Annotated in this window: 17 protein-coding genes, 1 pseudogene and 1 riboswitch; of the genes and pseudogenes, 13 read left to right on the plus strand and 5 right to left on the minus strand. The window is 36.4% G+C overall.

The genetic code is table 11. The features are described from left to right. From K8V80_RS11425 to pbpC, 8 genes and pseudogenes are all read left to right on the plus strand, one after another. A pseudogene (locus K8V80_RS11425) lies at positions 1–696 on the plus strand (F0F1 ATP synthase subunit alpha); the annotation flags it as partial. Positions 697–706: 10 nt separating this feature from the next. Next, the gene (locus K8V80_RS11430; protein ID WP_276778153.1) at positions 707–1,579 is read left to right on the plus strand and encodes a F0F1 ATP synthase subunit gamma; all 873 of its coding nucleotides are present in this window, start codon (positions 707–709) and stop codon (positions 1,577–1,579) included. A gap of 45 nt (positions 1,580–1,624) precedes the next feature. Next, positions 1,625–2,710: an efflux RND transporter periplasmic adaptor subunit gene (locus K8V80_RS11435; protein ID WP_276778156.1), complete on the plus strand. Its 1,086-nt coding sequence runs from the start codon at positions 1,625–1,627 to the stop codon at positions 2,708–2,710. After that, positions 2,707–5,826 carry an efflux RND transporter permease subunit gene (locus K8V80_RS11440; protein ID WP_276778159.1) on the plus strand — a complete coding sequence of 1,040 codons (3,120 nt, stop codon included), beginning with the start codon at positions 2,707–2,709 and terminating at the stop codon, positions 5,824–5,826. The genes K8V80_RS11435 and K8V80_RS11440 overlap by 4 nt, the downstream gene beginning before the upstream one ends. 9 nt (positions 5,827–5,835) lie before the next feature. Next, complete coding sequence (locus tag K8V80_RS11445; protein WP_276778163.1) at positions 5,836–7,194, plus strand: TolC family protein; 1,359 nt, start codon at positions 5,836–5,838, stop codon at positions 7,192–7,194. Beyond that, entirely contained in the window at positions 7,181–7,822 is a 642-nt protein-coding gene (locus K8V80_RS11450; RefSeq protein ID WP_006744553.1) for a SanA/YdcF family protein, read from the plus strand. Before K8V80_RS11445 ends, K8V80_RS11450 begins: the two co-directional genes overlap by 14 nt. Before the next feature lie 51 nt (positions 7,823–7,873). Then, the gene (locus K8V80_RS11455; protein ID WP_276778166.1) at positions 7,874–13,438 is read left to right on the plus strand and encodes an alpha-2-macroglobulin family protein; all 5,565 of its coding nucleotides are present in this window, start codon (positions 7,874–7,876) and stop codon (positions 13,436–13,438) included. Beyond that, complete coding sequence (gene pbpC, locus K8V80_RS11460) at positions 13,435–15,750, plus strand: penicillin-binding protein 1C (RefSeq protein WP_276778168.1); 2,316 nt, start codon at positions 13,435–13,437, stop codon at positions 15,748–15,750. Before K8V80_RS11455 ends, pbpC begins: the two co-directional genes overlap by 4 nt. 163 nt (positions 15,751–15,913) lie before the next feature. Here the strand turns inward: pbpC and K8V80_RS11465 are convergent, their stop codons facing one another. The 4 genes from K8V80_RS11465 to K8V80_RS11480 all read right to left on the minus strand — a co-directional run bounded on the left by K8V80_RS11465 (position 15,914) and on the right by K8V80_RS11480 (position 19,391). Beyond that, positions 15,914–16,654, minus strand: a complete 741-nt coding sequence (locus tag K8V80_RS11465) for a DUF6064 family protein (RefSeq protein ID WP_276778170.1) — start codon at positions 16,652–16,654, stop codon at positions 15,914–15,916. Positions 16,655–16,660: 6 nt separating this feature from the next. Then, positions 16,661–17,152 (minus strand): threonine/serine exporter family protein, encoded by a 492-nt coding sequence (locus K8V80_RS11470; protein ID WP_006744557.1) that lies wholly within the window; start codon positions 17,150–17,152, stop codon positions 16,661–16,663. A 1-nt stretch (position 17,153) separates the two neighbouring features. Then, positions 17,154–17,915 (minus strand): threonine/serine ThrE exporter family protein, encoded by a 762-nt coding sequence (locus tag K8V80_RS11475; protein WP_006744558.1) that lies wholly within the window; start codon positions 17,913–17,915, stop codon positions 17,154–17,156. Positions 17,916–18,146: 231 nt separating this feature from the next. Beyond that, a complete protein-coding gene (locus K8V80_RS11480) occupies positions 18,147–19,391 on the minus strand; it encodes a cofactor-independent phosphoglycerate mutase (RefSeq protein ID WP_276778189.1) in 1,245 nt (414 codons plus the stop codon). Between the two features lie 147 nt (positions 19,392–19,538). After that, a riboswitch (cobalamin riboswitch) is annotated at positions 19,539–19,742 on the plus strand. 111 nt (positions 19,743–19,853) lie between these two features. Between K8V80_RS11480 and K8V80_RS11485 the strand changes: the two genes are divergently transcribed. Genes K8V80_RS11485 through cbiD form a run of 5 tightly spaced genes read left to right on the plus strand, consistent with a single transcriptional unit; the run spans position 19,854 to position 25,567 of the window. Beyond that, positions 19,854–20,555, plus strand: coding sequence for a precorrin-2 C(20)-methyltransferase (locus K8V80_RS11485; RefSeq protein WP_276778174.1), 702 nt, complete (start codon positions 19,854–19,856; stop codon positions 20,553–20,555). A gap of 20 nt (positions 20,556–20,575) precedes the next feature. Next, the gene (locus tag K8V80_RS11490; protein WP_423773078.1) at positions 20,576–21,709 is read left to right on the plus strand and encodes an ABC transporter substrate-binding protein; all 1,134 of its coding nucleotides are present in this window, start codon (positions 20,576–20,578) and stop codon (positions 21,707–21,709) included. A gap of 3 nt (positions 21,710–21,712) precedes the next feature. Further along, positions 21,713–22,750 (plus strand): iron ABC transporter permease, encoded by a 1,038-nt coding sequence (locus K8V80_RS11495; RefSeq protein ID WP_006744562.1) that lies wholly within the window; start codon positions 21,713–21,715, stop codon positions 22,748–22,750. Beyond that, positions 22,740–23,750 (plus strand): ABC transporter ATP-binding protein, encoded by a 1,011-nt coding sequence (locus K8V80_RS11500; RefSeq protein ID WP_276778183.1) that lies wholly within the window; start codon positions 22,740–22,742, stop codon positions 23,748–23,750. The genes K8V80_RS11495 and K8V80_RS11500 overlap by 11 nt, the downstream gene beginning before the upstream one ends. Continuing rightward, positions 23,747–25,567, plus strand: a complete 1,821-nt coding sequence (gene cbiD / locus K8V80_RS11505) for a cobalt-precorrin-5B (C(1))-methyltransferase CbiD (protein WP_276778185.1) — start codon at positions 23,747–23,749, stop codon at positions 25,565–25,567. Before K8V80_RS11500 ends, cbiD begins: the two co-directional genes overlap by 4 nt. Here the strand turns inward: cbiD and K8V80_RS11510 are convergent. Next, on the minus strand, positions 25,568–25,952 hold a 385-nt coding region (locus K8V80_RS11510; protein WP_276778188.1), incomplete at its 5' end, for a histidine phosphatase family protein.

A 25,952-nucleotide genomic window follows, 5' to 3' on the forward strand; every position in this document is an offset into this window, starting at 1 on the left:
ATATTTTACTTACACTCTCGTTTGCTTGAGCGTGCAGCTAAGATAATTAGTCAACAGGAAGTAGCTGAGAAGATGAATGATTTACCCGAAAGCTTGAAAGGAAAAGTAAAAGGAGGTGGTTCTCTAACTGCTCTTCCTATTATTGAAACTCAAGCAGGGGACGTATCTGCTTATATTCCTACCAATGTGATTTCAATTACAGACGGTCAGATATTCTTGGATACTGATTTATTTAATCAAGGTAATCGTCCTGCAATTAATGTAGGTATTTCTGTGTCGCGTGTAGGAGGTAATGCTCAGATAAAGTCTATGAAAAAAGTTGCTGGTACTTTGAAAATAGACCAAGCTCAATATCGGGAACTAGAAGCTTTCTCAAAGTTTAGTGGAGATATGGATCCAGTAACTGCAATGACTTTGGATAAAGGTAAAAAGAACACTCAATTGTTGATACAACCTCAATATGAACCTGTACCTGTTGAAAAACAGATAGCAATACTTTATTGTGGTATTCAAGGATTATTGCGAAAGGTTCCGTTGGAAAAAGTAGATGAGTTTGAAGAAAATTATCTAAATGCAATGGAAAGAAATCATCGAGAAGATGTTTTAGATAAGCTAAAAGAAGGTATAATTGATGATACAATGAGGGCTAAAATGGAAGAAACAGCCAAAATGGTTGCTAATCAATTTATAGCATAAATTTAAAATTATGGGATCACTACGGGAAGTAAAAAATAGGATTAATTCGGTAAAAAATACCCGAAAAATAACTTCGGCTATGCGTATGGTAGCCTCAGCTAAGCTGACAAAGGTGGAAGGTGTGATAGAAAATATGTTACCTTATCAAAATAAACTTGACTCTATACTGTGTAAGTTTTTAAGTGGAGGTACCAAAGTTGAATCACCTTTTACTGTGCAGCGTGAGGTTAAGCGTATAGCTGTAGTGGTGATGTCCTCAAATACTTCTTTGTGTGGAGCGTATAACGCCAATGTTATACGATCTTTAACAAGTCTTTTGGAGGAGAAAAGATATCTAGGAGAAGAGGCTATTCTCCTTTATCCAATAGGGAGGAAGGTCGAAGAATTTCTTAAAAAGAATGGGTATCAGACAGAAGGTTCTTTTCAAGAGCTGGCAGAAACACCAAGCTATAAAGAAGCTCGAAAATTAGCTAATATTTTGATGAAGAAATTCCTCATTGGTGAGATAGACCAAGTCGTGTTTATTTATCACCATTTTAAATCTTTGGCAAGTCAAGAACTTTTAAAAGACGTATACTTACCTCTTGATATTGATAAATATAGACAAAGGGGTGATGACAATAAGGTAAATAATGATTATATTGTTGAACCTTCAGAGGTAGAATTAATAGCCAATCTTTTACCTAAAGTATTAAGCCAAAAACTGTTTACAGTGCTAGTTGACTCAAATGCATCAGAGCATGCTGCCCGATCTTTGGCTATGCAGATCGCAACAGATAACGCTAATGAACTAATACAAGAGTTGACAAAGCAATATAATAAATCCAGACAGCAAGCTATTACCAATGAGCTTCTAGATATTATTGGTGGCAGTATGAGGTAATGTGATATTGTGAAATATTTTATTAATTCAATAGATATAAGTATAATGCAGATTGGAAAGAAATTTACGGTTCCATTTTTGATGATGATTGGAACGCTTTTACTTTGGAGTTGTTCTTCAGGTAAGAAAAATGAGATTGATCGAACACTAACTGTGAAAATAGATTCAGTGAGGCCGTATACTAGTCAATTATCTGTATCCTATCCCGGGAAAATAAGGGCTTCATCAGATGTAAATCTAGGCTTTAGAGTGAGTGGAACTCTTCTAAGAGTGAATGTCGATGTAGGTAGTGTAGTACGTAAGGGAGATGTACTTGCCGAAATTGACCCTCGTGATTATCGTACTCAGCTCAATGCTACAGAAGCCGAATATAATAGAATAAAAGGTGAAGCAGAACGAATTATGGCTCTTTATGAGAAGAGAAGTGTTTCCAAAAATGATTATGAAAAGGCTAAATTTGGTTTAGAACAAATTACTGCTAAACTGGAAGCTCATAGGAATGCTTTAGCAGATACAAAACTAAGAGCTCCATACGATGGCTTTATTCAGAAAAAACTCTTTGATAGAGATGAAACAATCTCAGCAGGAATGCCCGTCGTTTCTATGATTAATAAAGGTGTACCTGAAGTAGAAATAAATATTCCTTCTGCCGATTATTACGACAGAGATTCGTTTGATAGTTATGTCTGCTCTATCGATCTTTTCCCTGGTACTGTATTCCCTTTGAAACTAACAGGTGTTACGCACAAAGCAAACCTAAATCAGCTTTACACAATGCGCTTTACATTTGTGGATGGTAATCAAGACCGTATGCCTACTCCAGGTATGACAGCCACTGTTCGAATTAATAAAAAAACAGAAGCTTCTGCGTTGACAATGGTGCCTTTGTCTGCTGTGTTTAATGATGGCCAGGGAAAATCTACTGTTTGGATATACAATGCGGATCAAAAGACTATATCAGCTCGTGAGGTTCGCTTACTCGGTATCAGAAGAAGTGGTAATACCATTATTTCTGATGGATTAAAAGTGGGTGAGCAGATTGTTATTGCTGGAGTTCATAGTCTAAAAGAAGGAAGTAAAGTTGTTCCTTTACCTCCAAAAACAAAAACTAATGTAGGAGGATTACTATGATAGACTATGGAAAATGGGCTTTAGATAATCGCTATTTAGTTCGTTTCCTTATTGCTATCTTAGTTGTGGGTGGTGGTTTAGCTTTCTATGATATGAGTAAGCTAGAAGACCCCGAAATTAAGGTTAAGGAAGCACTAGTTATAACTCCCTACCCAGGAGCCTCTCCGCATCAAGTAGAGTTGGAAGTAACAGATCTGCTTGAGAAGAGTATTCGAGGTATGAGCAATATTGAAAAGGTAAGGAGTAGATCCTTAAATGACCTTTCAATGATTTCTGTTGAACTCTCTAAATTGGTACCCGATGATGAGGTAGATCAATATTGGGATGTTTTAAGAAGAAAAGTTTCTGATGTACAGAGTCAATTACCTGCTGGAACTATGGGTTCCATAGTAAAAGACGATTTTGGTGATGTTTATGGTATGTTCTATGCCGTAACATCAGATGGTATAGCCGATTCTGAATTAATTCGCTATGTTGACATGGTGAAGCGAGAGATTCAGGCGATAGAAGGCATTACTAGTGTTGAAATATTTGGAGAACGGGAAGAGTGTATTAACATCGAGCTGATGGAAGAACGTATGGCCAATCTTGGTGTGCATCCTGCTGAAGTTCTTGCCACTCTGAATGGTCAAAACAAGACAGTTTATTCTGGTTATTACGAAGCAGGAGATTATCGCCTGCGTGTAGCTGTTGATGATCGATATAATACTGTTGAAGATATAAGTAATTTACTCCTTCAAGGTCATGAAGGAGATCAGTTGCGTTTAAAAGATATTGCAAAAGTATCCATAGGTTTTGAAGATCCTACAAGGTATCAAATGCGGTATGACAAGGCTCAAGCATATGGTTTAGCTATAGCAGCTAGTAGTGAGTCGGATATCACAAAACTAGGAAAAATTGTAAGTGATAAAATAGAAAGCCTTCAAGAAGAAAGAATACCTGTTGGGATAGATTTCCATAAGGTGTTTTACCAACCCGAACGTGTTATTGAATCCTTAAATACATTCTTACTAAACTTAATCGAATCAGTAATTATCGTAGTTGTTGTACTTATGTTCACTATGGGTATAAGGAGTGGTATGATTATTGGTGTCAGTTTGGTGGTGATCGTATTTGGTTCTTTCTTAATACTGAATATGTTTGATGGTACTCTTCAGCGTGTATCTTTAGCAGCTTTTATATTGGCTATGGGTATGCTGGTGGATAATGGCATTGTTATAGTAGATGGTATTTTAGTGAGTCTGCAAAAAGGAGTAGATAAGAAAGAGGCCCTGACTAAAATTGGTAAGCAAACTGCTATGCCTTTATTTGGGGCAACACTTATTGCTATTTTAGCATTTTTCCCTATTTTCCTATCTCCTGATACTGCAGGAGTGTATGTACGAGATTTATTTATAGTATTAGCAGTATCACTTTTATTGAGTTGGGTATTGGCTCTAACACACGTGCCCTTAATGTCTGAGTGGATGTTGAAAGCACCTAAAGAAAGTGCTGATGATGCTTATAGTTCTGTCTATTATAGAGCCTTTAGATCGGTCTTAAAATGGGCTTTAAGTCATAAATTAATAACCATTGGCATCGCTGCTGGTTTGGTGAGTTTGAGTGTATTCTGTTATCAGTTCTTGCCTCAATCATTCTTTCCAGATATGAATTACGACCAATTGTATATAGAGTATAAGCTCCCCGAAGGAACAAATAATACAAAAGTGATTAGTGATTTAGATCAAATTGAAGATTACCTTTTGGGAAGAGATGAAATAACACACGTAACTACAGCTATTGGTGCTACTCCAGCACGTTATAATTTAGTGCGTAGTATTGCCGATCCTTCTCTTTCCTATGGAGAATTGATTGTAGATTTTAAATCTCCTAAGCAGCTGGTGGATTCGATGTGGGTAATTCAGAATTATTTGACTGCTCAATATCCTGATGCTTATGTCAGATTGAAACGCTATAACTTAATGTATCAGCCTTATCCAATAGAGGCTCAGTTCTCTGGGCCAGACCCTGCTGTTTTGAAAGAACTAACAGCTAAAGCTGAGAAGATAATGACTGATAACCCTAAGACTATGCTTGTGCGTAACGATTGGGAACCAGAAACACCTACGTTGATGGTCAAATACAATCAACCTATAGCTAGGAACATTGGACTTACACGTGAAGATGTTGGCTTATCTTTATTGTCAGCTACGGGAGGTATTCCTGCTGGTTCATTCTATAAGGGAGATCAAAAGAAAAATATTTATTTAAAGAGTACAGATAGCAAAGGAGATCCGATTGAAGGACTAGATAATGTACCTGTCTTTAGTTTGATTCCTGCAATTCAAAATTTGTCTATGGAAACTGTGAAAGGTTTAGTAATGGGTTCAGTTTCTCAAGAAGATCTATTAGAAGGAGTCTTGCGTACGGTGCCTCTAAATCAAGCAGCTGAGGCAGTCGAAGTGGAGTGGGAAGATCCTTTAATATTGCGATTTAATGGAGAACGTGCTATGCGTGCACAATGTAATCCTGTACCAGGAGTTAGTGCCGATGATGCTCGTAATGCTATTCTTGCAGATATTGAAGCTATTGATTTACCACCAGGTTATTCACTACTATGGCAAGGAGAATATAGCGCAAGTACCGAGAGTATGAAATACTTATTTAAGAGTTTCCCTCTTGCAATAATTTTAATGATTACAATTCTTATTTTACTATTTAAAGATTATAGGAAGCCACTCATTATCTTTTGTTGTATGCCATTAATTGCTATTGGAGTAGTGTTTAGTGTATTGCTATCGGGTAAGGACTTTGGTTTCGTAGCTATTGTAGGTGCTTTGGGCTTGATAGGGATGATGATCAAGAATGGTATTGTTCTTATGGATGAGATTACCTTACAAATTAATAATGGTGTAGAACCAACGAAAGCGCTTATAGAGAGTTCTCAATCGAGATTCCGACCAGTAATGATGGCTTCTCTAACAACGATTGTTGGTATGATTCCATTATTATCCGATGATATGTTTGGATCTTTAGCTGTTACGATCATGGGCGGATTATTAGTGGGTACACTGATTATCTTAATCTTTATCCCTATTCTTTATGCTTTATTTTTTAAATTGAAAATCCAAAAATAAGACAATGCAATGAAATATATATATACTTGTTTGTTAGCATTTTTGAGTGTTGGAGTCTATGGGCAGAGAGTTTTATCTCTTTCTGAGTGTAGGGAGATGGCTTTAGAGCATAATAAACAAAGTAAGGCTTCTGTGATACAAATAGAGAAAGCATCTCAAGATATTCGTACCTATAGAGCTAAGTTTTTCCCTCATCTATCAGCGCAAGGAAACTATTTATTTAATTCAAATAAATACGAAGAGAAAACTCCTAGTTTTCAACTACCGACATTTGCTCCAGGAGAAATTCCTACCCCCAATGGCTTTGTGATGTTCCCCTCTATACCTATAGAGTTTGATATGAATAAAAGCTGGTTTGCTGGTTTAAGTCTGACGCAACCTCTTTATATGGGGGGTAAAATAAGATCTGCCTATCAAATGTCTAAAATAGGTAAGGACATGGCTTTCTTAAATAGAAAAATGTCAAATTCTGATGTTCTTTATGAAACAGATAAAGCCTATTGGACTTTACTAAAAGTAGAAGAGTTAGTCAAGGTTGCCCAAAAATATGAAGAAGTAGTAAATCATTTACTTTCTGATATAAATAATGCCTTTGAAGTGGGTATGACTTCCAGAAATGACATTTTAAAAGTTCAAGTAAAACTGAATGAAGCAAAACTACAACGTCGAAGAGCAGAAAATGCTATCCGTCTAGCGAAGATGAATCTTTGTCACATGATCGGGTTACCATTGGTAGATGATGTAACTGTTGCTGATCAGAATTTAGATAGTTCAGCTACTCCTTTACATTTGGTACAAGATGTATCTTTGCGACCAGAGTACCAACTACTATCTCGTAAGCTAGATTTAAAACTTCAAGAAATTAAATTAACTCGAAGTGATTATTTACCTCAATTAGGTGTTGTTGGAGCGTGGAATTATTATGACGCAGCTCGTTTAAATGATACTCCTCTATTTAAGGGAGGATCATTCTCAGCTTTGTTTTCTATAAAAGTACCATTATTCCAATGGGGTGAAGGAATAAGTAAGGTTAAATCTAAAAAAGCAGAACATCAGATGGCACAGCTACAAAGAGACGATGCTTCTGAAAAGATGATGCTAGAAATGACAATGGCATTAAACCAAGTTGATGAGTCAAAACTAGAGGTTGAGATGACAGCTGAAGCACTTTCTCAGGCTGCAGAAAATTTAAAAACAAGTACTGAACAGTTTGAAGTGGGCTTAGAAACGCTTACAGAGCATTTGGAGGCTCAAACTTTGTGGCAAAAGGCTTGGGCTGAAAATGTAGAAGCTATGGCTCAATTGCGATTAAATGAAACGAATTACTTAAAAGCATCTGGACAACTTGAAGTAGATGCAAATCATTAAAAAAATACTTATAACTATATTATGCCTCACTCTATTATTGGGTGGGGTGATATGGTTATGTTCTTATCTCATTGTAAGTTATGCTGAAGATAGAACTTACTCCTCTATTTATGATATTCCTCATAATCGAGTAGGTGTTATTCTTGGCACCTCTAAATCTTTACGTACTGGAGCTCCCAATCCCTATTTTATTTATCGTATTGAAGCTGCTGCAGCTTTATATCATGCGGGTAAAATAGACAAACTAGTAATCAGTGGAGACAATAGTGATAAATACTATAACGAACCCCGAGATATGAAGAAAGCTCTTATGGCTAAAGGGATTAGTGAGGACAATTTATTTATTGATGCAGCAGGTTTAAGAACCTTAGATTCTATGGTGAGAATGAAGGAGATTTTTCAGCAGACAACGTTTACAGTTATCTCTCAAAAGTTTCATAATGAAAGAGCCATTTATCTAGGTAGGGCTTTTAGTTTGGATGTGATAGGTTTTAATGCTGAAGACGTGGGAGTAGTTCGAGGCTTTAAAGTCCAAACTCGAGAAAAATTAGCTCGAGTAAAAGTTTTTTTGGACATAATGTTTAATAAACAGCCCCGTTTTTTAGGAGAACCTATTCCGATTGATTAATTTGGTATTATAATTGAAGTAGCATTTAGCTCTTCTTTCAATAATAACCATATGATTATTTCCAAGCATCGTATTTCGCTCTTATTTTTATGTAGCGTTTTAATACTTCCCTTGTTATTGTGGAATTGTTCTAGTCAAAATGAAAAAGAAATAGAACCTTCTTCAGATTTTATTCCTTATATCTCTGGCTATTCCGGAGGCATACAGTCTGTCAATGCTCCGATTACTTTGGAATTGACCAACATCTATCCTGATGCAGTACCGAATCAAATAATTGATAAAAGATTATTTTCAATAGAACCTTCTATTGAGGGAAATGCTGTGTGGAAAAATACTAAGACTATTCAGTTTATACCCAAAGAGGGCTTAAAATCAAACACTCAGTATGTCGTTACCTTTCATTTAGGAGAGCTCTATAAAGTAGATCCTTCACTACGTAATTTTAAGTATTCCTTTAGAACCAAAATAGCCGATGGAATACTAGAGTTAAAAGATTTTATTCAGTATGAATCATCTCCTGATGAGGTTAGTCTGCTGTTAGACTTTAAATTAAGTGATCTCTTAGATATGACAGGGTTGAATAAGGCAATATCTGTTTTTGATCAAGAGGATGTAAAACTAGATTTTAAATTAAAAACAATTGATGCAACTTCCTTCGAAATTCAAGTGGATGGAATAAAGAGAACAGATAAGAGAAGACACATCAAAGTTTTTATTGATGGTGTAGCATTGAAGCTACGATCTTATATCGAACAAGAATTTACAATTCCAGCTAAGAATGATTTTTATGTTGTGCAATCAAAGCGTATTTCTGAACCAGAAAAAGGCATTGAAGTGGTGTTTTCTGAAGCTCTAAGTAAGCGACAAAACATAGAGTCTTTTATTAGCTTATCGGGAATAGAATCATTTGTAACTCAAATACAAGACAATAAGCTTTATATCTATTTTGAAGATCAGACAACAGAAACTCTTCAGCTAACTTTATACAATTATATTCAATCTACAGCCGGAAATCAATTGAAAGAAGATCAGGTAATAGATGTGGAGCCTAGCATCAAAAAGCCTGAAGTAGCGATGATCTCTACGGGTACCATTTTGCCAAATAGCGAACAGCAGATGATTGCTTTTAAGGCAGTGGGGGTTGAATATCTGGACTTACAGGTGGTTAAGGTGTTTTCATCCAACTTGTTGAGCTTTTTACAAGCTAATAACTTATCTGGATCTGAATATCTAAAACGTTCAGGTCGATTGATTTTGAAAAAACGAATAGACTTGAAAGAACTTACTCCTGAGCCACTAGACAAGGAACAGTCTTTTAAATTAGATTTGTCTAGTTTATTTGAGCAGGAGGCAGGAGCATTGTACCATATTGCCTTATCTTTTAAGCCAGAATACACCATTCTTCCCGAGTTTTATAGCAGAAGAGGAGATATGAATTTGGTTGAGTTGGATAAAACAGACTATAATAAATCGGATTGGGATTCTTCAGAATATTATTATAACAGTTTGAATTTATCTATTCCTTATGATTGGAGTGTTTACGATTGGAAAAAACAGAATGATCCCACTGATCTGACATTCTATATGGACGACTCTCGTGTTTCTACTACTACTAATGTCTATTCAACCAATATAGGACTTACTGTTAAGCAAAATCTTTCGGGAAAACTATGGGTAGCAGTAAATGATATATTAACTACTAAGCCCATGAGTGGAGTAAAAGTGAAGGTCTATTCTTACCAATTGCAAGTTCTTGATGAATTGCATACTGACAAACATGGTTTTGCTGAAGTACAATGTAAAGGGGTGCCTTATATTGTTGTAGCAGAATATGATCAAGATAAAACCTATTTAAAAGTTCCTCAAGGTAGCCAACTTACAACAAGTAGGTTTGATGTGGGTGGAGTTGTTCGAGAAAATGGACTCAAAGGCTTTATTTATGGGGAAAGAGGTGTTTGGCGTCCTGGCGATACCATGCACTTAACTTTTATGCTAGAAGATAGAGAAAAGTTGATTCCCGAAAATCATCCAGTTGCGTTAGAACTATTTAATCCAAGAGGTCAGTTTTATACCAAGCTACTTTCTACGCAGAATAAAAATGGGGTTTATTATTTTGAAGTTAAGACTGACGCAAATGACCCCACTGGGTTATGGAATGCTTATGTAAAAATAGGAGGAAGTACTTTTCATAAATCACTGCGAGTAGAAACGATTAAACCCAATCGCTTAAAGATAAATCTTGATTTTGCTCAAGATATTTTAGATGCAGGTTCGAGTGCTAATGCTGCACTATCAGCTAATTGGTTGATGGGGGCAAGTGGTGCAAATTTGAATGCTAAGATAGAAATGGCTATTTCTCCCATTCGATCTTCTTTCCCAAAATATGATGATTACTTATTTACTAATCTCAATTCTTATTTTAATTACAATAAAACAGAAGTTTTTGATGGTACTTTAGATGGTAACGGAAGAGCTAATTTAAATTTAGATATGCCCGTGGCTAGTGATGCTCCTGGATTGTTGAAAGCTCAGTTTATCACTCGTGTTTATGAGGTTGGTGGTGATTTTAGTATTCATACTCAGCCCATGACATTATCTCCCTATAAATCTTATGTAGGAATGAAAATAAGAGATGCTAAAGAGAACGATTATCTTGAAACTGATAAATCTTATCAAATAGATTTTATCTCTTTAAATAAATTGGGTAAAGCTCTTTCGAATCAAAACCTACACTATGAAGTGTATTATATCGGTTGGAGTTGGTGGTACGACAAAGAAAATTATTTAGCTAGTTATGTGCATAACAGTTCCGTTAAGCCGATACAGAAGGGGAATTTGATCACAAATAATTCTGGTAAGGCTAGTTTTGATTTTCAAATTAATTATCCCGATTACGGACAATTCCTAATTTATGTGCGTGATTCAAATAGCGGACATACTGTGATGCAGACAGTGTATGTGGACTGGCCTAGTTGGAGAGGAAGAGCCTCTCGGGAGAATCCAACAGACGCAACTACTCTGGCTTTCTCTTTGGATAAAAAAGAATATAAGGTTGGAGAAAATGTAGAGGTAACAATTCCTGCAGCCTCAGAGGGCAGAGCCTTAATCAGTATTGAAAATGGAAATCAAATCTTGAAACATGAATGGGTGGATACTCGTAAAGGCGTAGATACTAAATATACATTTAAGGTAACATCAGATATGGCCCCCAATGTGTATGTATATGCTAGCTTGTTACAACCTCATGCCCAGACGGTCAATAATTCGCCAATTCGTATGTATGGGGTTATTCCTGTTTCCATAAAAGATGAATCAACACACCTAGTACCTATTTTAGAGTTGCCTAAGGTTATTGAACCTGAAAAGAAGTTTACAGTAAAAGTAAAAGAAGAAAAAGGCAAACGAATGACATATACCTTAGCAATTGTTGATGATGGTTTGTTAGACTTAACTTCATTCAAAACTCCTAATCCATGGGATTATTTCTTTAGTAAAGAGGCTTTGGGAATAAATACTTGGGATATGTACGATGAGGTGATTGGTGCCATAGGTGCAGTATATACCCAGAAATACAAAGTAGGAGGTGATGAAATGTTGAAACCAGCAGATGCTAAAGCAAATCGCTTTAAACCTGTTGTTGCATTTTATGGACCTTTTACCGTAGAAAGTGGAAAAACTGCCACACATGATATTACTTTGCCTATGTATGTGGGTTCAGTAAGAACTATGGTTGTAGCTTCTAGTGGAAGTGCCTTTGGTAGTGCTGAACAAACGTCTGTGGTTCGTTCTCCATTAATGCTATTGTCTTCACTCCCAAGAGTATTGAGTATCGGAGATGAGGTATGGGTGCCTGTGAATATTTTTGCTATGGATGAAAAAGTAAAAGATGTTCAGGTAGAAATGATTAGCTCAAATAATGTGAAGTTATTAGAGGGTAATAAAAAGACAATTACATTTTCTCATACAGGTGATAAGATTGCATACTTCCGTGTTCAAGTAGGAAATGAGGTGGGGGTTGAAAACATCAGCTTCAAAGCAACAAGTGGTACTCATACAGCTACTGAAAACATAGAAATAGAGGTTCGCAATCCGAATCCGATATTGACACAGACTAAAGAGGTCTTAATTTCTGCAGGAGAATCGGGTAGGATAGATTATTCTACAACGGGTAATACAGCAGTGTTTAATTCTAGCGTAGAAATATCGGGATTACCATCTGTTAATTTGACGAATAGAATATCTTACTTAATCGATTATCAGCATTCTTGCACAGAGCAGATTACATCTAAAGCCCTACCTCTTCTTTATGTAGATAAGTTTAAAGAGCTATCGAAAGAGACAAAGCAAAAGTATGATGAAACGATTGAACGTACCATAAAAGAACTATATGCTCGTCAGTTGGCTGGTGGAGGATTTACCTATTGGCCAAACACTTCTGATTCGTGGTCAACAGCTTATGCTACTCTTTTCTTGGTAAAAGCAAAAGAGATGGGGTACAAGATAAACGCTAATGTGCTCCAAATGGCATTGAATAGCTTGTCTAAGTCTGTTCGTGCATGGACACCATCAAGTAGATATACTTCCGATTATTTGCAAGCTTATAACTTGTATGTGCTAGCATCAGCCAATAAAGCAGATTTAGCAGCCATGAATAGATTGAGAGAATATAAAGAAATGCGATTGCAAACTCGTTGGTTATTGGCAACTAGTTATGCCTTAATTGGTAAAAAGGAAATAGCTACTGAGTTGACTTTCAATTTAAAGAATGAAGTTTTAAGTGAAAATATTTACTATGGTTATTTCGGTTCTCAAATTAGAGATGAGTCCTTTATCTTGCAAACTTTAGTAGCAACAGGTCAAAAGGAAAAAGCTTATAAACAAGCTAGTCGATTAGCTAAATTATTGAACTATGAAACGTATTATCAAACTCAATCTACAGCTATTGGCTTGATGGCTTTGGCTGAATATATTAAAGAATTCAAGGTGGATAAGTTGAAATTCACTATGAAAGTTGGTCAAGATAAAGTAGAAGAACTCACGTTGAATCAAGCAATTTATCAGAAAGAGTTGAAGAATATAGGTAAGTCGGGAGAAATAAAAATAGAAAACAAATCGAAGACTACGATGTATGCTCAATTGATACAAACTATACGTTTGACAAATGATACATTATCTGCAATTCAAGATAGAGGCTTAGCTATAAAAGTAGCCTATAAAGATCTTGCAGGTAATGCTCTTGACGTACAAAAGGTAAAACAAGGTCAGGATATTTTGGCTTACGTGCGAGTAACGAATATGACTTCAGATAGATACGAAAATATTGCTTTAACGCATATCATACCATCGGGCTGGGAAGTATTCCATGTAGAAGCCTTATTGGATGAAGCATCTTCGGGTGGCTCTATTGCCAATAATAAGATAGATTATCAAGATGTGCGAGATGATAGAGTTCTGACTTATTTTAGCTTATGGCCTAGTGAAACAAAAACAATATTAGTGCGACTACATGCTACTTATGCAGGAGAATATGTTCTACCTGCTGTACATGCAGAAGTTATGTATAACACTTCCGTATTTGGAAGAACTAAAGCAGAAAAAGTAGTTGTTGAACGATGAGTAAATCTTTAAATGTGAATAAAAGGAAAGCCTGGAGGTATCTTAGATACTTTCTGGCTTTCTTCTTCATACTCTTTTTTTTCTGCTTGCCTAAGCAGTTGTTTGATGATCCCTATTCTTCAGTGGTGTTAGATAGAGAAGGGGTATTGATGGGTGCTCGAATAGCACCTGATGGGCAATGGAGGTTTCCTTTGGAAAGTGAAATCCCATCCAAACTAAAGAAATGCATTATCCGTTTTGAAGATGATTATTTTTATTATCACTGGGGAATCAATCCTATATCAATAAGTAAGGCTTTTGTGAGCAATCTAAAGGCTCGTAAAGTAGTGCGAGGAGGAAGTACAATCACCATGCAAACGATTCGTATGGCTCGTCGGCAACCCCGTACTATCCTTGAGAAAATGAAAGAAGCTATCTGGGCTACCCGACTAGAATTTAGATATTCCAAAGATCAAATTTTAAATCTATATGCATCTCATGCTCCTTTTGGAGGGAATGTAGTAGGTTATTCTGCTGCGTCATGGAGATATTTTGGTCATACGGCTACTGCCTTGTCATGGGCTGAGGCTGCTACTTTAGCTGTGTTACCCAATGCTCCGTCGGCTATTCATTTATCTAAAGAACGGGAATCACTCAAACTAAAAAGAGATAAGTTGCTTCGTAAATTATATGAGAAAGGAGATATTTCTGAAACCGACTATCTTTTAGCAAAAGAAGAAGAACTACCTCATGAACCACTCGCTTTGCCGCAACTAGCTCCTCATTTAGTTGATAAATTAGCTTTAGAATCACCTCAAAAAGAAGTGATCACTACAATTGATGCAGGCTTACAAAGTAAAATGGAGGCGTTGCTCAATGAGTGGAATCTGAAGTACCAACAACATCATATAAAAGATATTGCGGCAATACTTATTGATGTAGAAACCAGTGAGGTATTGGCCTATCATGGAAACTCGGGATTTTCTACAAAGCGAGTAGGTAGTCAGGTTGATATTATTCAATCTCCACGTAGTACTGGTAGTATTTTAAAACCCTTCCTTTTGGCTGCAATGCTCGATGAGGGTAAGCTCTTAGTCAATCAACTATTACCTGATATTCCTATCAACATCAATGGATTTACTCCCCAAAACTTCAGTTTACGTTATAAGGGAGCTGTCCCTGCTGCCGAAGCCATCAGTAGGTCTCTAAATATTCCTTCTGTTTATATGCTCAAAGATTATTCTGTACCCAAGTTTTATGACAAATTAAAAAAACTCGGTTTATCTACACTTACCAAACCTGCAGGACACTATGGACTCTCTTTGATTTTGGGAGGAGCAGAGGGAAAATTGGGAGAAATAACGGCAGCCTATATGCATATAGCCCAAATTGCCTTAGGAAAATCTTCTACGTATCCTAAATATAGATTGGGTGAGGAGGATATCCTTTGGAAACCTACTTATTCTGCAGGAGCTTCGTGGCAAACCTTAGATGTTTTGAAGGAAGTAAATCGACCTGGTGAAATTGCTTGGAAAATGTTACCATCTATACAAACTATCGCTTGGAAAACAGGAACGAGTCATGGTTTTAGAGATGGTTGGGCAGTGGGTGTTACCCCTAAATATGCCGTTGGAGTGTGGGTTGGAAATGCAACAGGAGAGGGGAATGCCGAACTAGTAGGAGGACGAGTTGCAGGTCCCGTCCTTTTCGATATATTTAATGCTCTCCCCTCTAGTAAATGGTTTGAGCGACCCAAAGATGCTTTTGTAGATGCAGAAGTTTGCCGTCAATCGGGCTATCTGAAAAGTAGATTTTGTAATGATGTAGATACTGTTTTGATCTTATCACAAGGAATTCGTACCCCATCTTGTCCTTATCATCACTTGGTACATCTTACTCCCGATGAAAAATATCGAGTCTATACCTCATGCTTAGATAGTGAGGAAACAATTGAAAAATCATGGTTTACTTTGCCTCCAGTGTGGGAGTGGTATTATAAAGCGGTTCACCCTTCTTATCAAGTATTACCCCCTTTTAAGGAAGGTTGTGGAGAAGATTATAGGCAACCCATGCAGTTTATCTATCCTCAGATGAATGCTGAAATACTACTTGCTAAACAGTTGGAGGGTTCGGAAGGCAGTTTGACACTCGACTTAGTTCATAGTAATAAAGAGGCCATTATCTATTGGCATATGGATGGGAATTATTTAGGTGAAACCCAGTTTATCCATAAGTTTACGATATCTCCCAAAGATGGGGAACACAATGTAACTGTAGTCGACAATCAAGGGAATACGCAAAGTGTACACTTTTCTACTACCTCTAAATTATGATTAATCTATAAATTTATGAAAAAGCTATCTGTTTGAATAATAGGATAGAAGAGAATGATAGATTTACTTTGACACCGACATGATGATGTCATGTCGGTGTCAAAGCATACTCATATCGGTGTTATGATAATACCCTGCTTTAGTAGGGGAATATACTTTCCTCTTAGTAATAAAGAATCTGATTGTTTACTACCTGACCAATAAGAGTTACGGTAAGGACGATGCCTATGCCTAAGCAAACAGCCATTAATAGAAGGTTGATGTACTTTGCATTGGGTTTAGTATCCTTATGCAAGTCTTGAAGAAAGTATTCTTTAAAGAATAAATAGATAGCAGGAATAGATGCTGCTACCAATAGGAAGTCTTCAGGAATATTATAGAAATACGTTTTAGTTAAACCGATTAATGACCAATGGCAAAGGAATAATACGATAAACATATTTACCTTTTGGGATCTTAAGAGGAGTAATCCTATTGTAAATGTTGTTACAGAACAAGGCAATAAAGGGGATGTCATAGCTGGAAAAGTAAGGCCTCTAGCCATTGATAACAAAGGATAGATAAAGGGCATAATCATTAATAGATACCCTAGTGTATTGTATTTTTCATTTTTTGCAAATGTAGTATATCCTCTGATAGCATCCCAAACCCATGTTCCTGCAATTAGGATCCAGAAGAAAGTAAGAATATTGCTATATCCTCTTGGTGCACAATAATGGTCGTAATACACCAACGAAATCCATGTAAAAACACCTGCAAGATATAGCTTCATGGCTATATCCATCTTTTTGCTCGGTTTTTTAATAAGAAGTGTAGTGAGTATGAACCCGATTAATAGAATAATAACTTGATAGAGCCAAGTTTCAGAATTGTAATTGGCTATCGTCGTCCAAAAAATATCCATTCTCTTTTATTTGTTGTGTCTAGTTAATGAAGATGCTTGTTTAGGGAATAAGAATAAGGGCAACGTAGCACCCACTGCAAGCATAAAAATAACAGTGCAGGCTACCATACTATTTGTAAAGAACATTTCCATATATTTGGCTCTTTCAACAGCTTGATCCATGGTTCTCAAGAACATAAGTTGAGAGAAAATCATGTTGTATGCAAATTTACCTGGAATCATAGGGAGTAAAGCTGGAATGTATAAAACTGTCATTGGACAATAACATTTTTTACCCAACCATAAACTACCAAAACCAATTAGTAATGATGCACATAAAGAAGCTGTAGAAATATCTACACCTAGAAATGTCATTAAGCAATAACGTGAAGCATGTCCTATTGCAGCAAGAAGTGCAATAAATTTAAAAGCTCTTAGGGGAGGATCTGATATAGCTCCGAATCCAATACTTGCTACTGCAGCAAACGCTCCATCTAGAATTACGTCTAAAACAACCATATTAAATTAAACTGTCTTTGATTAAGAAGAGTGTGAATGATAAACCTATTGCTATACATACCACCAATAGAGCAGCATGTGTAAGTCGTGAGAATCCTGTTAGAATATAACCTTCGACTATATCAATTACTCCATTGATTAAAGGCACTCCAGGGACCAAGAATAGCACACTTGTAGCTAAAGCAGTCTCCGATGTTGTGTCGAAAATAAGTGAGATAGAAGCACATAATGAGGCTATAAAAGCTACCAATATAAAGGTAATGAAGTGATTAACCTTATTGGCTCCTAGGCGTTGCTTAATGAAGAATCCAACGAGAGTGGATGAAAAGACGATGCTCATTGAGCAGAAATCTCCTCCAAATAGTCGGCAGAAAGATGCGTTAGCAAAACCTACTAAGATTAAGACAAACAAGGGATGAATACGAGGAGAGTTGATAATTTGATAATACTTCTCCTTTACCTCTTCAAAAGACAAGTGTTCATCATAGGCTTCCCAACTTAATGCACTTAGTTCTGAGTTGTACTCAAAACTAATAGGATAGGCTGGAATGTCTACAACTTCACTGTGAGAGATATTATTTTCCTGATCTAATGTTGTTAAAATAATGTTCTTCTGGAAAACACCTATTTTTACCTCAATTCCCAGTGCCCTTCCCAATCGCTTTGAGTTCCTAATGACACGGGATGTGTGTACTCCACTACCCATTAAAGTGGATGAATACTCGGCAATAAATCGAGTTCTCGAGAGCAATCGCTCTTTCATAATAATTAAGTGAAAATTTATGTAAAGTGAATTATATGTAGCTATTTTAAACTTTGCACAAAAGTATAAAAAATAGGCTTACAAACTTAGTAAAAGACAATCTTTAATTTTGAATAATAGTCTTACTAGCTCTAAAAAAGGTCCAATAATAGATTCTTTTTGAATTATAGAGTTGTCCTAATTTATTGATGCATAGGTGCTATGTGGCAGGACAGTGTTGTGAAATATAATTTATAATACCTCTTTTTCTATTCTAAATAAGAGGGGTATAAAATCTGTTCCTTCTTCCATCTTGTACAATCCTTCAAGACAAGAGGTTTCATTGTATGCTCGAACAATATCGGGTGTAATAGAAGGATGGTAGATGATAAATGGTACCTTTTGATCCAAATGAATCTTAGATAGAGAAGATGTGGGGTGATCAGGTAGTACAGCAATTAAAGGTGGGTTTTCCCAGTTTTTTGTTGCCTCTAAAAGGGGTTGTATCACTCTGGAATCTAAATCTTCAATTGTTTTTATTTTAAGTTGGAAATCTCCATCATGACTCGCTTCATCGCTTGCTTCAAGATGTAACCACACGAAGTCATCCGTCTGTAAAGCCTGAATTGCTGCTTGAACCTTACCCTCATAATTGGTGTTCGTTCTTCCTGTAGCACCTGCTACTTCTATTACTTTTAATCCTGCGTATATTCCAATTCCTTTTATTAAATCTACAGCCGAAATAACCGATCCCGTTGTAATGGGTAAAAAAGACTTTAAAGGATTCATGTGAGGAGTAAAACCAGGCGACCATAGGCTGATGGCATTGGCTGGCTTTTTACCATCGCTAATGCGTTTAAGATTAATTGGGTGTTTGGCTAAAACTGCTTGACTCTCTAGAATAAGGGTGTTGAGCTTGTTTGCTAAATCTTCTGCCTCAGGGATAGATGCTTTTAAGTATAAATGATCTTTAGTTAAGTCTAGGGCATTATGAGGAGATGTTCCAACTAAAAAGCTTTTTGATTTTGTCAAAGTAGGTTCATAACTAGGGCAAACTAAAAGATGTCTGTAATACTCACCAACATGAAACTTAAATCCTTTGCTTTGAAAATGAGAGTTTAGGCAATCTAGTAATACTATAGCTTCTTCTGTGCTGATATGATCGGCCGTGAAACTTGTTATTTTATCTTGTTCTATGGTAATTAAATTGCAGCGAAGAGCTAGTTCGTCTCCTTGTAATTGAATCCCCAAACTAGCTGCCTCAAAGGCTGATCTACCTTGATAGATTTGGTTTACATCATATCCTAGGATGGAAAGATTGGCTACATCACTACCTACTTCCCAACCATCTGGAACCGTTTTTAAGAGTCCTGTCTGACCATGCGTAGCGAGATAATCCATATTAGGAGTATGTGCAACTTGCAAAGGCGTTTTGTTGCCCAACTGAGGAATTGGTTCATCAGCCATGCCATCACCTATGATTATGATTACGCTCATGTTGTTCTTTAATGGATTGTGGTAAGTATAAGTATCGATTGTTTTAACGCCCCAAATATCTAAAAAATAAATGAGAATAGGCCAAGTTTTATGAAAAGAAGGATGAATTAATTGATAGACATGTTTCATAATTCTTGTAAAAAGCAGTAACTTCGGCACAGTTTTGGTGCCCTCCAGACGGCTGTCTGGCTGTGGTGAAAAGGGAATCAGGTGCAAATCCTGAACAGATCCGCTGCTGTGTACATTTACTAACTTTAGGTAACTACATAAACCACTGTTTCTTACAAGAAATGGGAAGGATGTATCTAGAGGAATGTGAGTCAGAAGACCTGCCAAAATAATTGGTTTTTAAGAGCTCGAGATTTAGGCTTAAGAACTTTGTTACACCTAATCGTTACAACTTGTTCATCCTATTTTTTGAAGCCTCTTTATAATTTACTCAATAATAACTGAGTTTATAAGATGGCAAATACTATTACGTTTGTTTCTCTAGGACCTGGAGAACCTGAGTTAATCACGTTGAAAGGGCTGAGAACACTGAAGGAAGCAGATATTATCTATTGTCCTTCAACAACACTAAAAAACACAAAAGTTTCTTCTAGAGCATTAGATATTCTTTTAGCTCTTGATATTGACCAAGCAAAAGTACAATTGTTTGATGTCCCCATGAGTAAAGACCGTACTTTAGCTCTGGCTAGCTATGCTGCGGTTTCTAAATCGATTCATCAGGCTTACTTAGAAGGGAAAAATGTAGCTGTTACTGCCGAAGGCGATGCGGGCTTTTACTCCTCTAGTCATTATATCATAGATAATTTAAAAAGAGATGGGGTAGTGGTGGACAAGATTCCTGGTGTACCTGCTTTTATCTCTGCTGGTGCTTTGGCTCATATTCATATTGCTATGCAAGAAGAAGAACTTCATGTTGTTCCTGGAGTTATAACCACTTCAGATCTCGTTGATAAAATAGAAAAACACAGAGCGGTGGTAATAATGAAAGCATCTCAAAGTGCAGAAGATATTAAACAAGCGATTCATAAAGCACCTCAATCCACCTTCCATTATTTTGAAAATGTGGGGTTAGATACAGAATATTATACTACAGATACAGAAGAAATTATAAATAGAAAGTTCCCTTACTTCTCATTGCTGATTATTAAATCATGAAACACAAACACATTATGCATATCAAACCTTTATTACTAACTATTTTATGTGTCTTTATTTTCACAGCTTGTGGACAGAAAAAGAAGAAAGATACTACAGAAATAAATCATTCTCAAGGAGAAAAAATAGAGATAAAGTATGCCAAAGGATTCTCCATTCAAGATTTTGGAGATTATAAACTAATAGATGTACAAGATCCTTCGGGAGAAAGCGAACTTAAATATCAGTATGCTTTAATTCCACAGGGAACTCATCCAACTAATATACCCAGTGAGTATTTGAAAGTTGAAACACCCGTTCGTAGTGTTATTTGTATGACTTCTTTGCAAATATCTAATTTCATAAAGCTAGATGCTGTAGATCGTATTACAGGAATAACGAGTACTCGTTTCCTTTTTAATGAGGAGATAAACAAGCAATTAGAAGAGAAGAAAACGCATAAAATAGGTATTGAAGGAGATTTTGATAGTGAGCTGGTTATTGCTCTCAATCCAGATATGATTTTAGTTTCTCCATTTAAAAGAGGGGGTTATGATGCCATTCGAAACTTGGAGATCCCCCTAATTAGTTTTTTAGGATATAAAGAAGTTACCCCACTAGGACAGGCGGAATGGATTAAGTTTACTGCTGCCCTACTAGGTTTAGAAGATGAAGCAAATGTAAAGTTTAAAGCGATTGAAGATCGGTATCTAGAACTAAAAGCATTAGTAGAAAATGTTGAGAAGAGACCTACGGTATTGAGTGGAGAACTTCACTCGGGAAATTGGTATGTAGTAGGAGGAGAGAGCTATCTTGCTCAGTTATTTAGAGATGCAGGAGCACAATACTTTATGAAAAACGACAATGAATCGGGAGGATTCTATGTTGATTTTGAAACTGTATATTCTCAAGGTGCTGAGGCTGATTTTTGGAGAATCGTTAATAGCTATAATGGCGATTTTTCGTATGATATACTGAAACAAACAGATGGAAGATATGCAGACTTTAAGGCATACAAAGAGAAAAAAGTAATTTATAGTAATCTTCGTGAAGTTCCTTTCTACGAACAAACTCCTGTTGAACCCGAAGTTATTCTAGCTGATTTAATTAAAGTATTTCACCCTACTTTATTATCCGATCATGAAGCTGTTTACTACAAATTATTAACCCAATAAGATATGAGAAAAAATATCATACTCTTTGTTTTTATTACAGCTTCAATTTTTGTTCTATTTGGTTTAAACTTGGCTTTAGGTACTATTTCTATTCCTTTAGAGTCTATTTGGAACATCTTATGGGGTAAAGGTGATGAAACTATTATTTGGCAGAACATTATATGGAAGTCTCGTTTTCCACAGACTGTTACAGCCTTGATTGCTGGGGCGGGATTGTCTATTAGTGGCTTACAAATGCAGACCATTTTTAGAAATCCTTTGGCGGGTCCATCAGAGCTAGGTATCAGTTCAGGTGCTAGCTTGGGTGTAGCATTTATTATCCTTCTTTCGGGGAATATTGGAGGAGTGGCACTAAGCCGTATGGGTTTTGTAGGTGAAATGGCTGTTTCAATCGCTGCTATTATTGGAGCTATGGTAGTTATGCTTATTATTGTAGCCATCTCTCAACGAGTACGAGGAAATGTTATCTTATTAATTATTGGAGTAATGATAGGCTATATTGCTACAGCTATTATCGGTGTCTTAAAATTCTTTAGTAATGATGAAGATGTACGTGCTTACGTTATTTGGGGATTAGGAAGTTTTGCTAAAGTATCAGAATCTCAAGTCTATACTTTTGTGACATTAATGGCTATACTTATTCCTTTATCATTTCTGTTAATAAAAACGTTAAACTTAATGCTCCTAGGTGAAAGCTATGCTAAAAATCTAGGTTTAAATATGCGAAGAGCTCGGTTTTGGGCGATTTGTTGCTCTTGTATTATAACAGCTATTGTGACGGCATATTGCGGACCAATTGTATTTCTGGGGCTGGCTGTACCTCATCTTTGCAGAACCTTGTTCTCAAGTTCGGATCATAGAGTTTTAATGCCAGCTGTAACACTTACTGGAGCTGCACTTGCTTTGCTTTGTAATCTGATAGCACGTATGCCTGGCTTTGAAGGAGCTTTACCAATCAACTCGGTTACTGCATTAATTGGAGCTCCTATTGTCATCTCTGTTTTATTTGGAAAACGTAAAAATGAATTGCATGAATACTAATTTAAAAAAACGAACCATTGAATTGCAAAACCTATCCATTGGCTATTGCTCTAAAAAAAATAGAAAAGTAATTGCTGATGAGATGAATTGTGCTGTGTACAGTGGGGAGTTAACTTGTTTACTAGGAGCAAATGGAGTAGGCAAATCTACTCTGTTGAGAACCCTTTGTGCATTTCAACCTAAACTAGGTGGGAATATCATGATTCAAGGAAAGGATATTGCTACTTATACGGAAAAAGATTTAGCGAAACTCATCAGTGTCGTACTTACAGATAAGTTTTCCATAAAGAACATGACTGCTCGTGAGCTGATCGGTTTAGGAAGAAGTCCTTATACAGGGTTCTGGGGTATGTTGAGTAAAGAAGATAATCGCATCATTGATGAGGCTATTTCAATGGTGAAGATTGAAAACTTAGCTGATCGTCTGATAGATACACTGAGTGATGGTGAAAGACAAAAATGCTTGATAGCTAAAGCTTTAGTTCAATCTACACCTATTATTCTTCTAGATGAGCCTACTGCTTTTTTAGATTTTCCTAGTAAAGTAGAGTTGATGCAGATCCTGCACAGACTATCACGAGAAACGAATAAAACGATATTCCTTTCGACTCACGATTTAGAATTGGCTTTACAAATAGCTGATAAAATATGGTTGATGGATCGAGGAGATGGCATAAACATAGGTACACCAGAAGATTTAGCCCTGGATGGAAGTTTAAAGAATTTCTTTGCTCAAAAAGATATAATATTCGATCCCAAGACAGGTCTGTTCCGTGTAGAAAACGATTTTGATAAAGAGGTGAAATTGATAGGTCATGGTGCTGTTTATGCTATGATTCGTAAAGCTTTGCTTCGACATAAAATATTGGCATCTCGGGATACTGAGTCTGAATATTGTATTACAGCTCAAGAAGAATCCTTTTTATTGATGCATAAAGAACAGTTGTTAGTATCTGTAAAAACGATAGAAGAATTAATTGAAGAGGTAGAGAAATTATGATATTGATTTTTGGAGGAACAACAGAAGGTAGAGTATGTGTCCATATATGCGATGAAGCTCAGAAACAATATTATTATTCTACCAAAACAGAGCATCAAGAAATAGAGTTACATCATGGAATTCATTTATCTGGTGCGATGACAACGGATGAGATAGTCGCATTTTGTAAATTAAACTCTATTCTATTAATTGTAGATGCAGCCCATCCTTTTGCTGAAAATCTTCATACTAATATCGCTAACGCTTCAAAACAATTAAATATTCCGACAATTCGTTATGAGAGATATTTCCCTCCAAGAGATGAAAGTTTGATTTGGTTTGATTCTTATCAAGAGGCAATCAGCTATCTGGTTACCCATAATATAGATAATTTATTAGCACTGACAGGGGTAAACACTATAGTTAAACTGAAACCTTATTGGGTATCACACCATACCTGGTTTCGTATTTTAAATCGAGATGATTCAAGAGAAGTTGCTTCACAAGCAGGATATCCAAGTGAACAGTTACTCTATTACCACAAAGGAGTGGATGAGGTTGCTCTTTTAAAGGAACTTCAGCCCGATGCAATTATTACTAAAGAAAGTGGAGAATCTGGAGGTTTTGAAAAGAAAGTAAAAGCTGCTCAGAGTTTAGGAATTCCAATGCTCGTCGTAAAACGTCCAACGTTGAGCAAACAATTTATAGCAGTTCATGGTCCTTATGGGTTAAGAAAAGAAATCGAACGACTATTACCCGATTTTTTTGAACTTAAGATTGGTTATACGACAGGTAGTTGTGCTACTGCTGCAACCAAGGCAGCTCTATTATTTTTAATAACAGGAGAAAAAACAGAGAAGGTTAGCATTACTTTACCTAGTGGGGAGATGATTTATATTCCAACTCGTGTTATTCTTAGTGAGGAAGGAAAAGCCTCAGCTGTTGTAATCAAAGATGCTGGCGATGACCCCGATGTAACCCATGGGAAAGAAATAGTATCTACTATTGCACTCAATGCAGATCACAAGGGGGTACGCTTCTTGCAGGGTAAAGGGGTAGGCATGATCACCCTTCCTGGTTTAGATATTCCAATAGGAGAACCTGCAATTAATAAAACTCCTAGAATGATGATGAAACGTGAAATATTTAAGGTTTTACGTCATTATGAAGATCGATTTACGAATGGATTGCAAACTGGAGTAGATGTAACTATATCAGTTCCAGAAGGAGAGGAGTTAGCAAAAAAAACATTCAATCCTCGATTGGGAATCGTTGGAGGTATTTCCATTATAGGAACTTCAGGTGTAGTAAAGCCATTCTCTTCTGCTGCCTTTATTGGTTCAATTCGTAGGGAGATGCAGGTGGCTAAAGCATTAGGTTGCAAACATATCGTAATCAATTCTGGAGCTAAGAGTGAAAAATACATCAAGAAATTATATCCTGATTTTTTGAGTAATGCTTTTGTGCATTATGGTAATTTTATAGGAGATGCCATAGAGATAGCTAAAGAAGAAGGATTTCAGAAACTAACCATGGGCATCATGTTGGGCAAAGCAGTGAAGTTGGCAGAAGGCAACTTAGACACCCACAGTAAAAAGGTGGTAATGAATAAGGATTTCTTAAAATCTATTGCTCTAGAGGCTAAATGTGAAGTTGAAGTACTAGAAAAGATTGATCAAATAACTATGGCTCGTCAGTTGTGGGATATTATTCCAAGTAGTAATCAATCCTTCTTTCATCTGGTATTAGAAAAGTGTCATACAGTATGTTCTCCATTATTTGGTAATGGAGAACTCCAGATTTATCTGATTACGGATGATGGAGAAATACTAGAATAGTTATACTTCAAATGTTAAAACTTCTCCGTAGCTAAAAGGATTATCAAAGGCGTTTTTTAGAGGTATATTAGTATAGAATACATTAGCACAAGCGAGGACACCTCCATGAGTAAAAATAGCCACATTCTCATGACTTTCTTTTTTGAGTTTTTCTAGAAAATCGGCAACACGCTGGTACATCTCACAAAATGATTCACCATTGGGTACAGGAGTATTTACCCAATCAATATCCCATGCATTAAAGTCTAATTGATCCCATTGAGTCATTTCCCAGTCTCCAAAATCCATTTCCATTAATTGAGGTCGGTAATTGATTTCTTGATTTTGAATACAGAAATGAGCTAATCTTTTACAGCGAGTTAATGGGCTAGAGTAGATGTAATCA

Source organism: Bacteroides coprosuis, from assembly GCF_020741705.1.
GTDB lineage: Bacteria > Bacteroidota > Bacteroidia > Bacteroidales > Bacteroidaceae > Bacteroides_E > Bacteroides_E coprosuis.

What these genes read in the sequence shown, in the direction of transcription:
- K8V80_RS11475 (WP_006744558.1), bottom strand. Translation starts at nt 17,915, where the DNA reads ATGAAAGAGCGATTGCTCTCGAGAACTCGATTTATTGCCGAGTATTCA.
- K8V80_RS11450 (WP_006744553.1), top strand. Translation starts at nt 7,181, where the DNA reads ATGCAAATCATTAAAAAAATACTTATAACTATATTATGCCTCACTCTA.
- K8V80_RS11470 (WP_006744557.1), bottom strand. Translation starts at nt 17,152, where the DNA reads ATGGTTGTTTTAGACGTAATTCTAGATGGAGCGTTTGCTGCAGTAGCA.
- K8V80_RS11500 (WP_276778183.1), top strand. Translation starts at nt 22,740, where the DNA reads ATGAATACTAATTTAAAAAAACGAACCATTGAATTGCAAAACCTATCC.
- K8V80_RS11480 (WP_276778189.1), bottom strand. Translation starts at nt 19,391, where the DNA reads ATGAGCGTAATCATAATCATAGGTGATGGCATGGCTGATGAACCAATT.
- K8V80_RS11440 (WP_276778159.1), top strand. Translation starts at nt 2,707, where the DNA reads ATGATAGACTATGGAAAATGGGCTTTAGATAATCGCTATTTAGTTCGT.
- pbpC (WP_276778168.1), top strand. Translation starts at nt 13,435, where the DNA reads ATGAGTAAATCTTTAAATGTGAATAAAAGGAAAGCCTGGAGGTATCTT.
- K8V80_RS11485 (WP_276778174.1), top strand. Translation starts at nt 19,854, where the DNA reads ATGGCAAATACTATTACGTTTGTTTCTCTAGGACCTGGAGAACCTGAG.
- K8V80_RS11430 (WP_276778153.1), top strand. Translation starts at nt 707, where the DNA reads ATGGGATCACTACGGGAAGTAAAAAATAGGATTAATTCGGTAAAAAAT.
- cbiD (WP_276778185.1), top strand. Translation starts at nt 23,747, where the DNA reads ATGATATTGATTTTTGGAGGAACAACAGAAGGTAGAGTATGTGTCCAT.
- K8V80_RS11435 (WP_276778156.1), top strand. Translation starts at nt 1,625, where the DNA reads ATGCAGATTGGAAAGAAATTTACGGTTCCATTTTTGATGATGATTGGA.
- K8V80_RS11455 (WP_276778166.1), top strand. Translation starts at nt 7,874, where the DNA reads ATGATTATTTCCAAGCATCGTATTTCGCTCTTATTTTTATGTAGCGTT.
- K8V80_RS11465 (WP_276778170.1), bottom strand. Translation starts at nt 16,654, where the DNA reads ATGGATATTTTTTGGACGACGATAGCCAATTACAATTCTGAAACTTGG.
- K8V80_RS11445 (WP_276778163.1), top strand. Translation starts at nt 5,836, where the DNA reads ATGAAATATATATATACTTGTTTGTTAGCATTTTTGAGTGTTGGAGTC.
- K8V80_RS11495 (WP_006744562.1), top strand. Translation starts at nt 21,713, where the DNA reads ATGAGAAAAAATATCATACTCTTTGTTTTTATTACAGCTTCAATTTTT.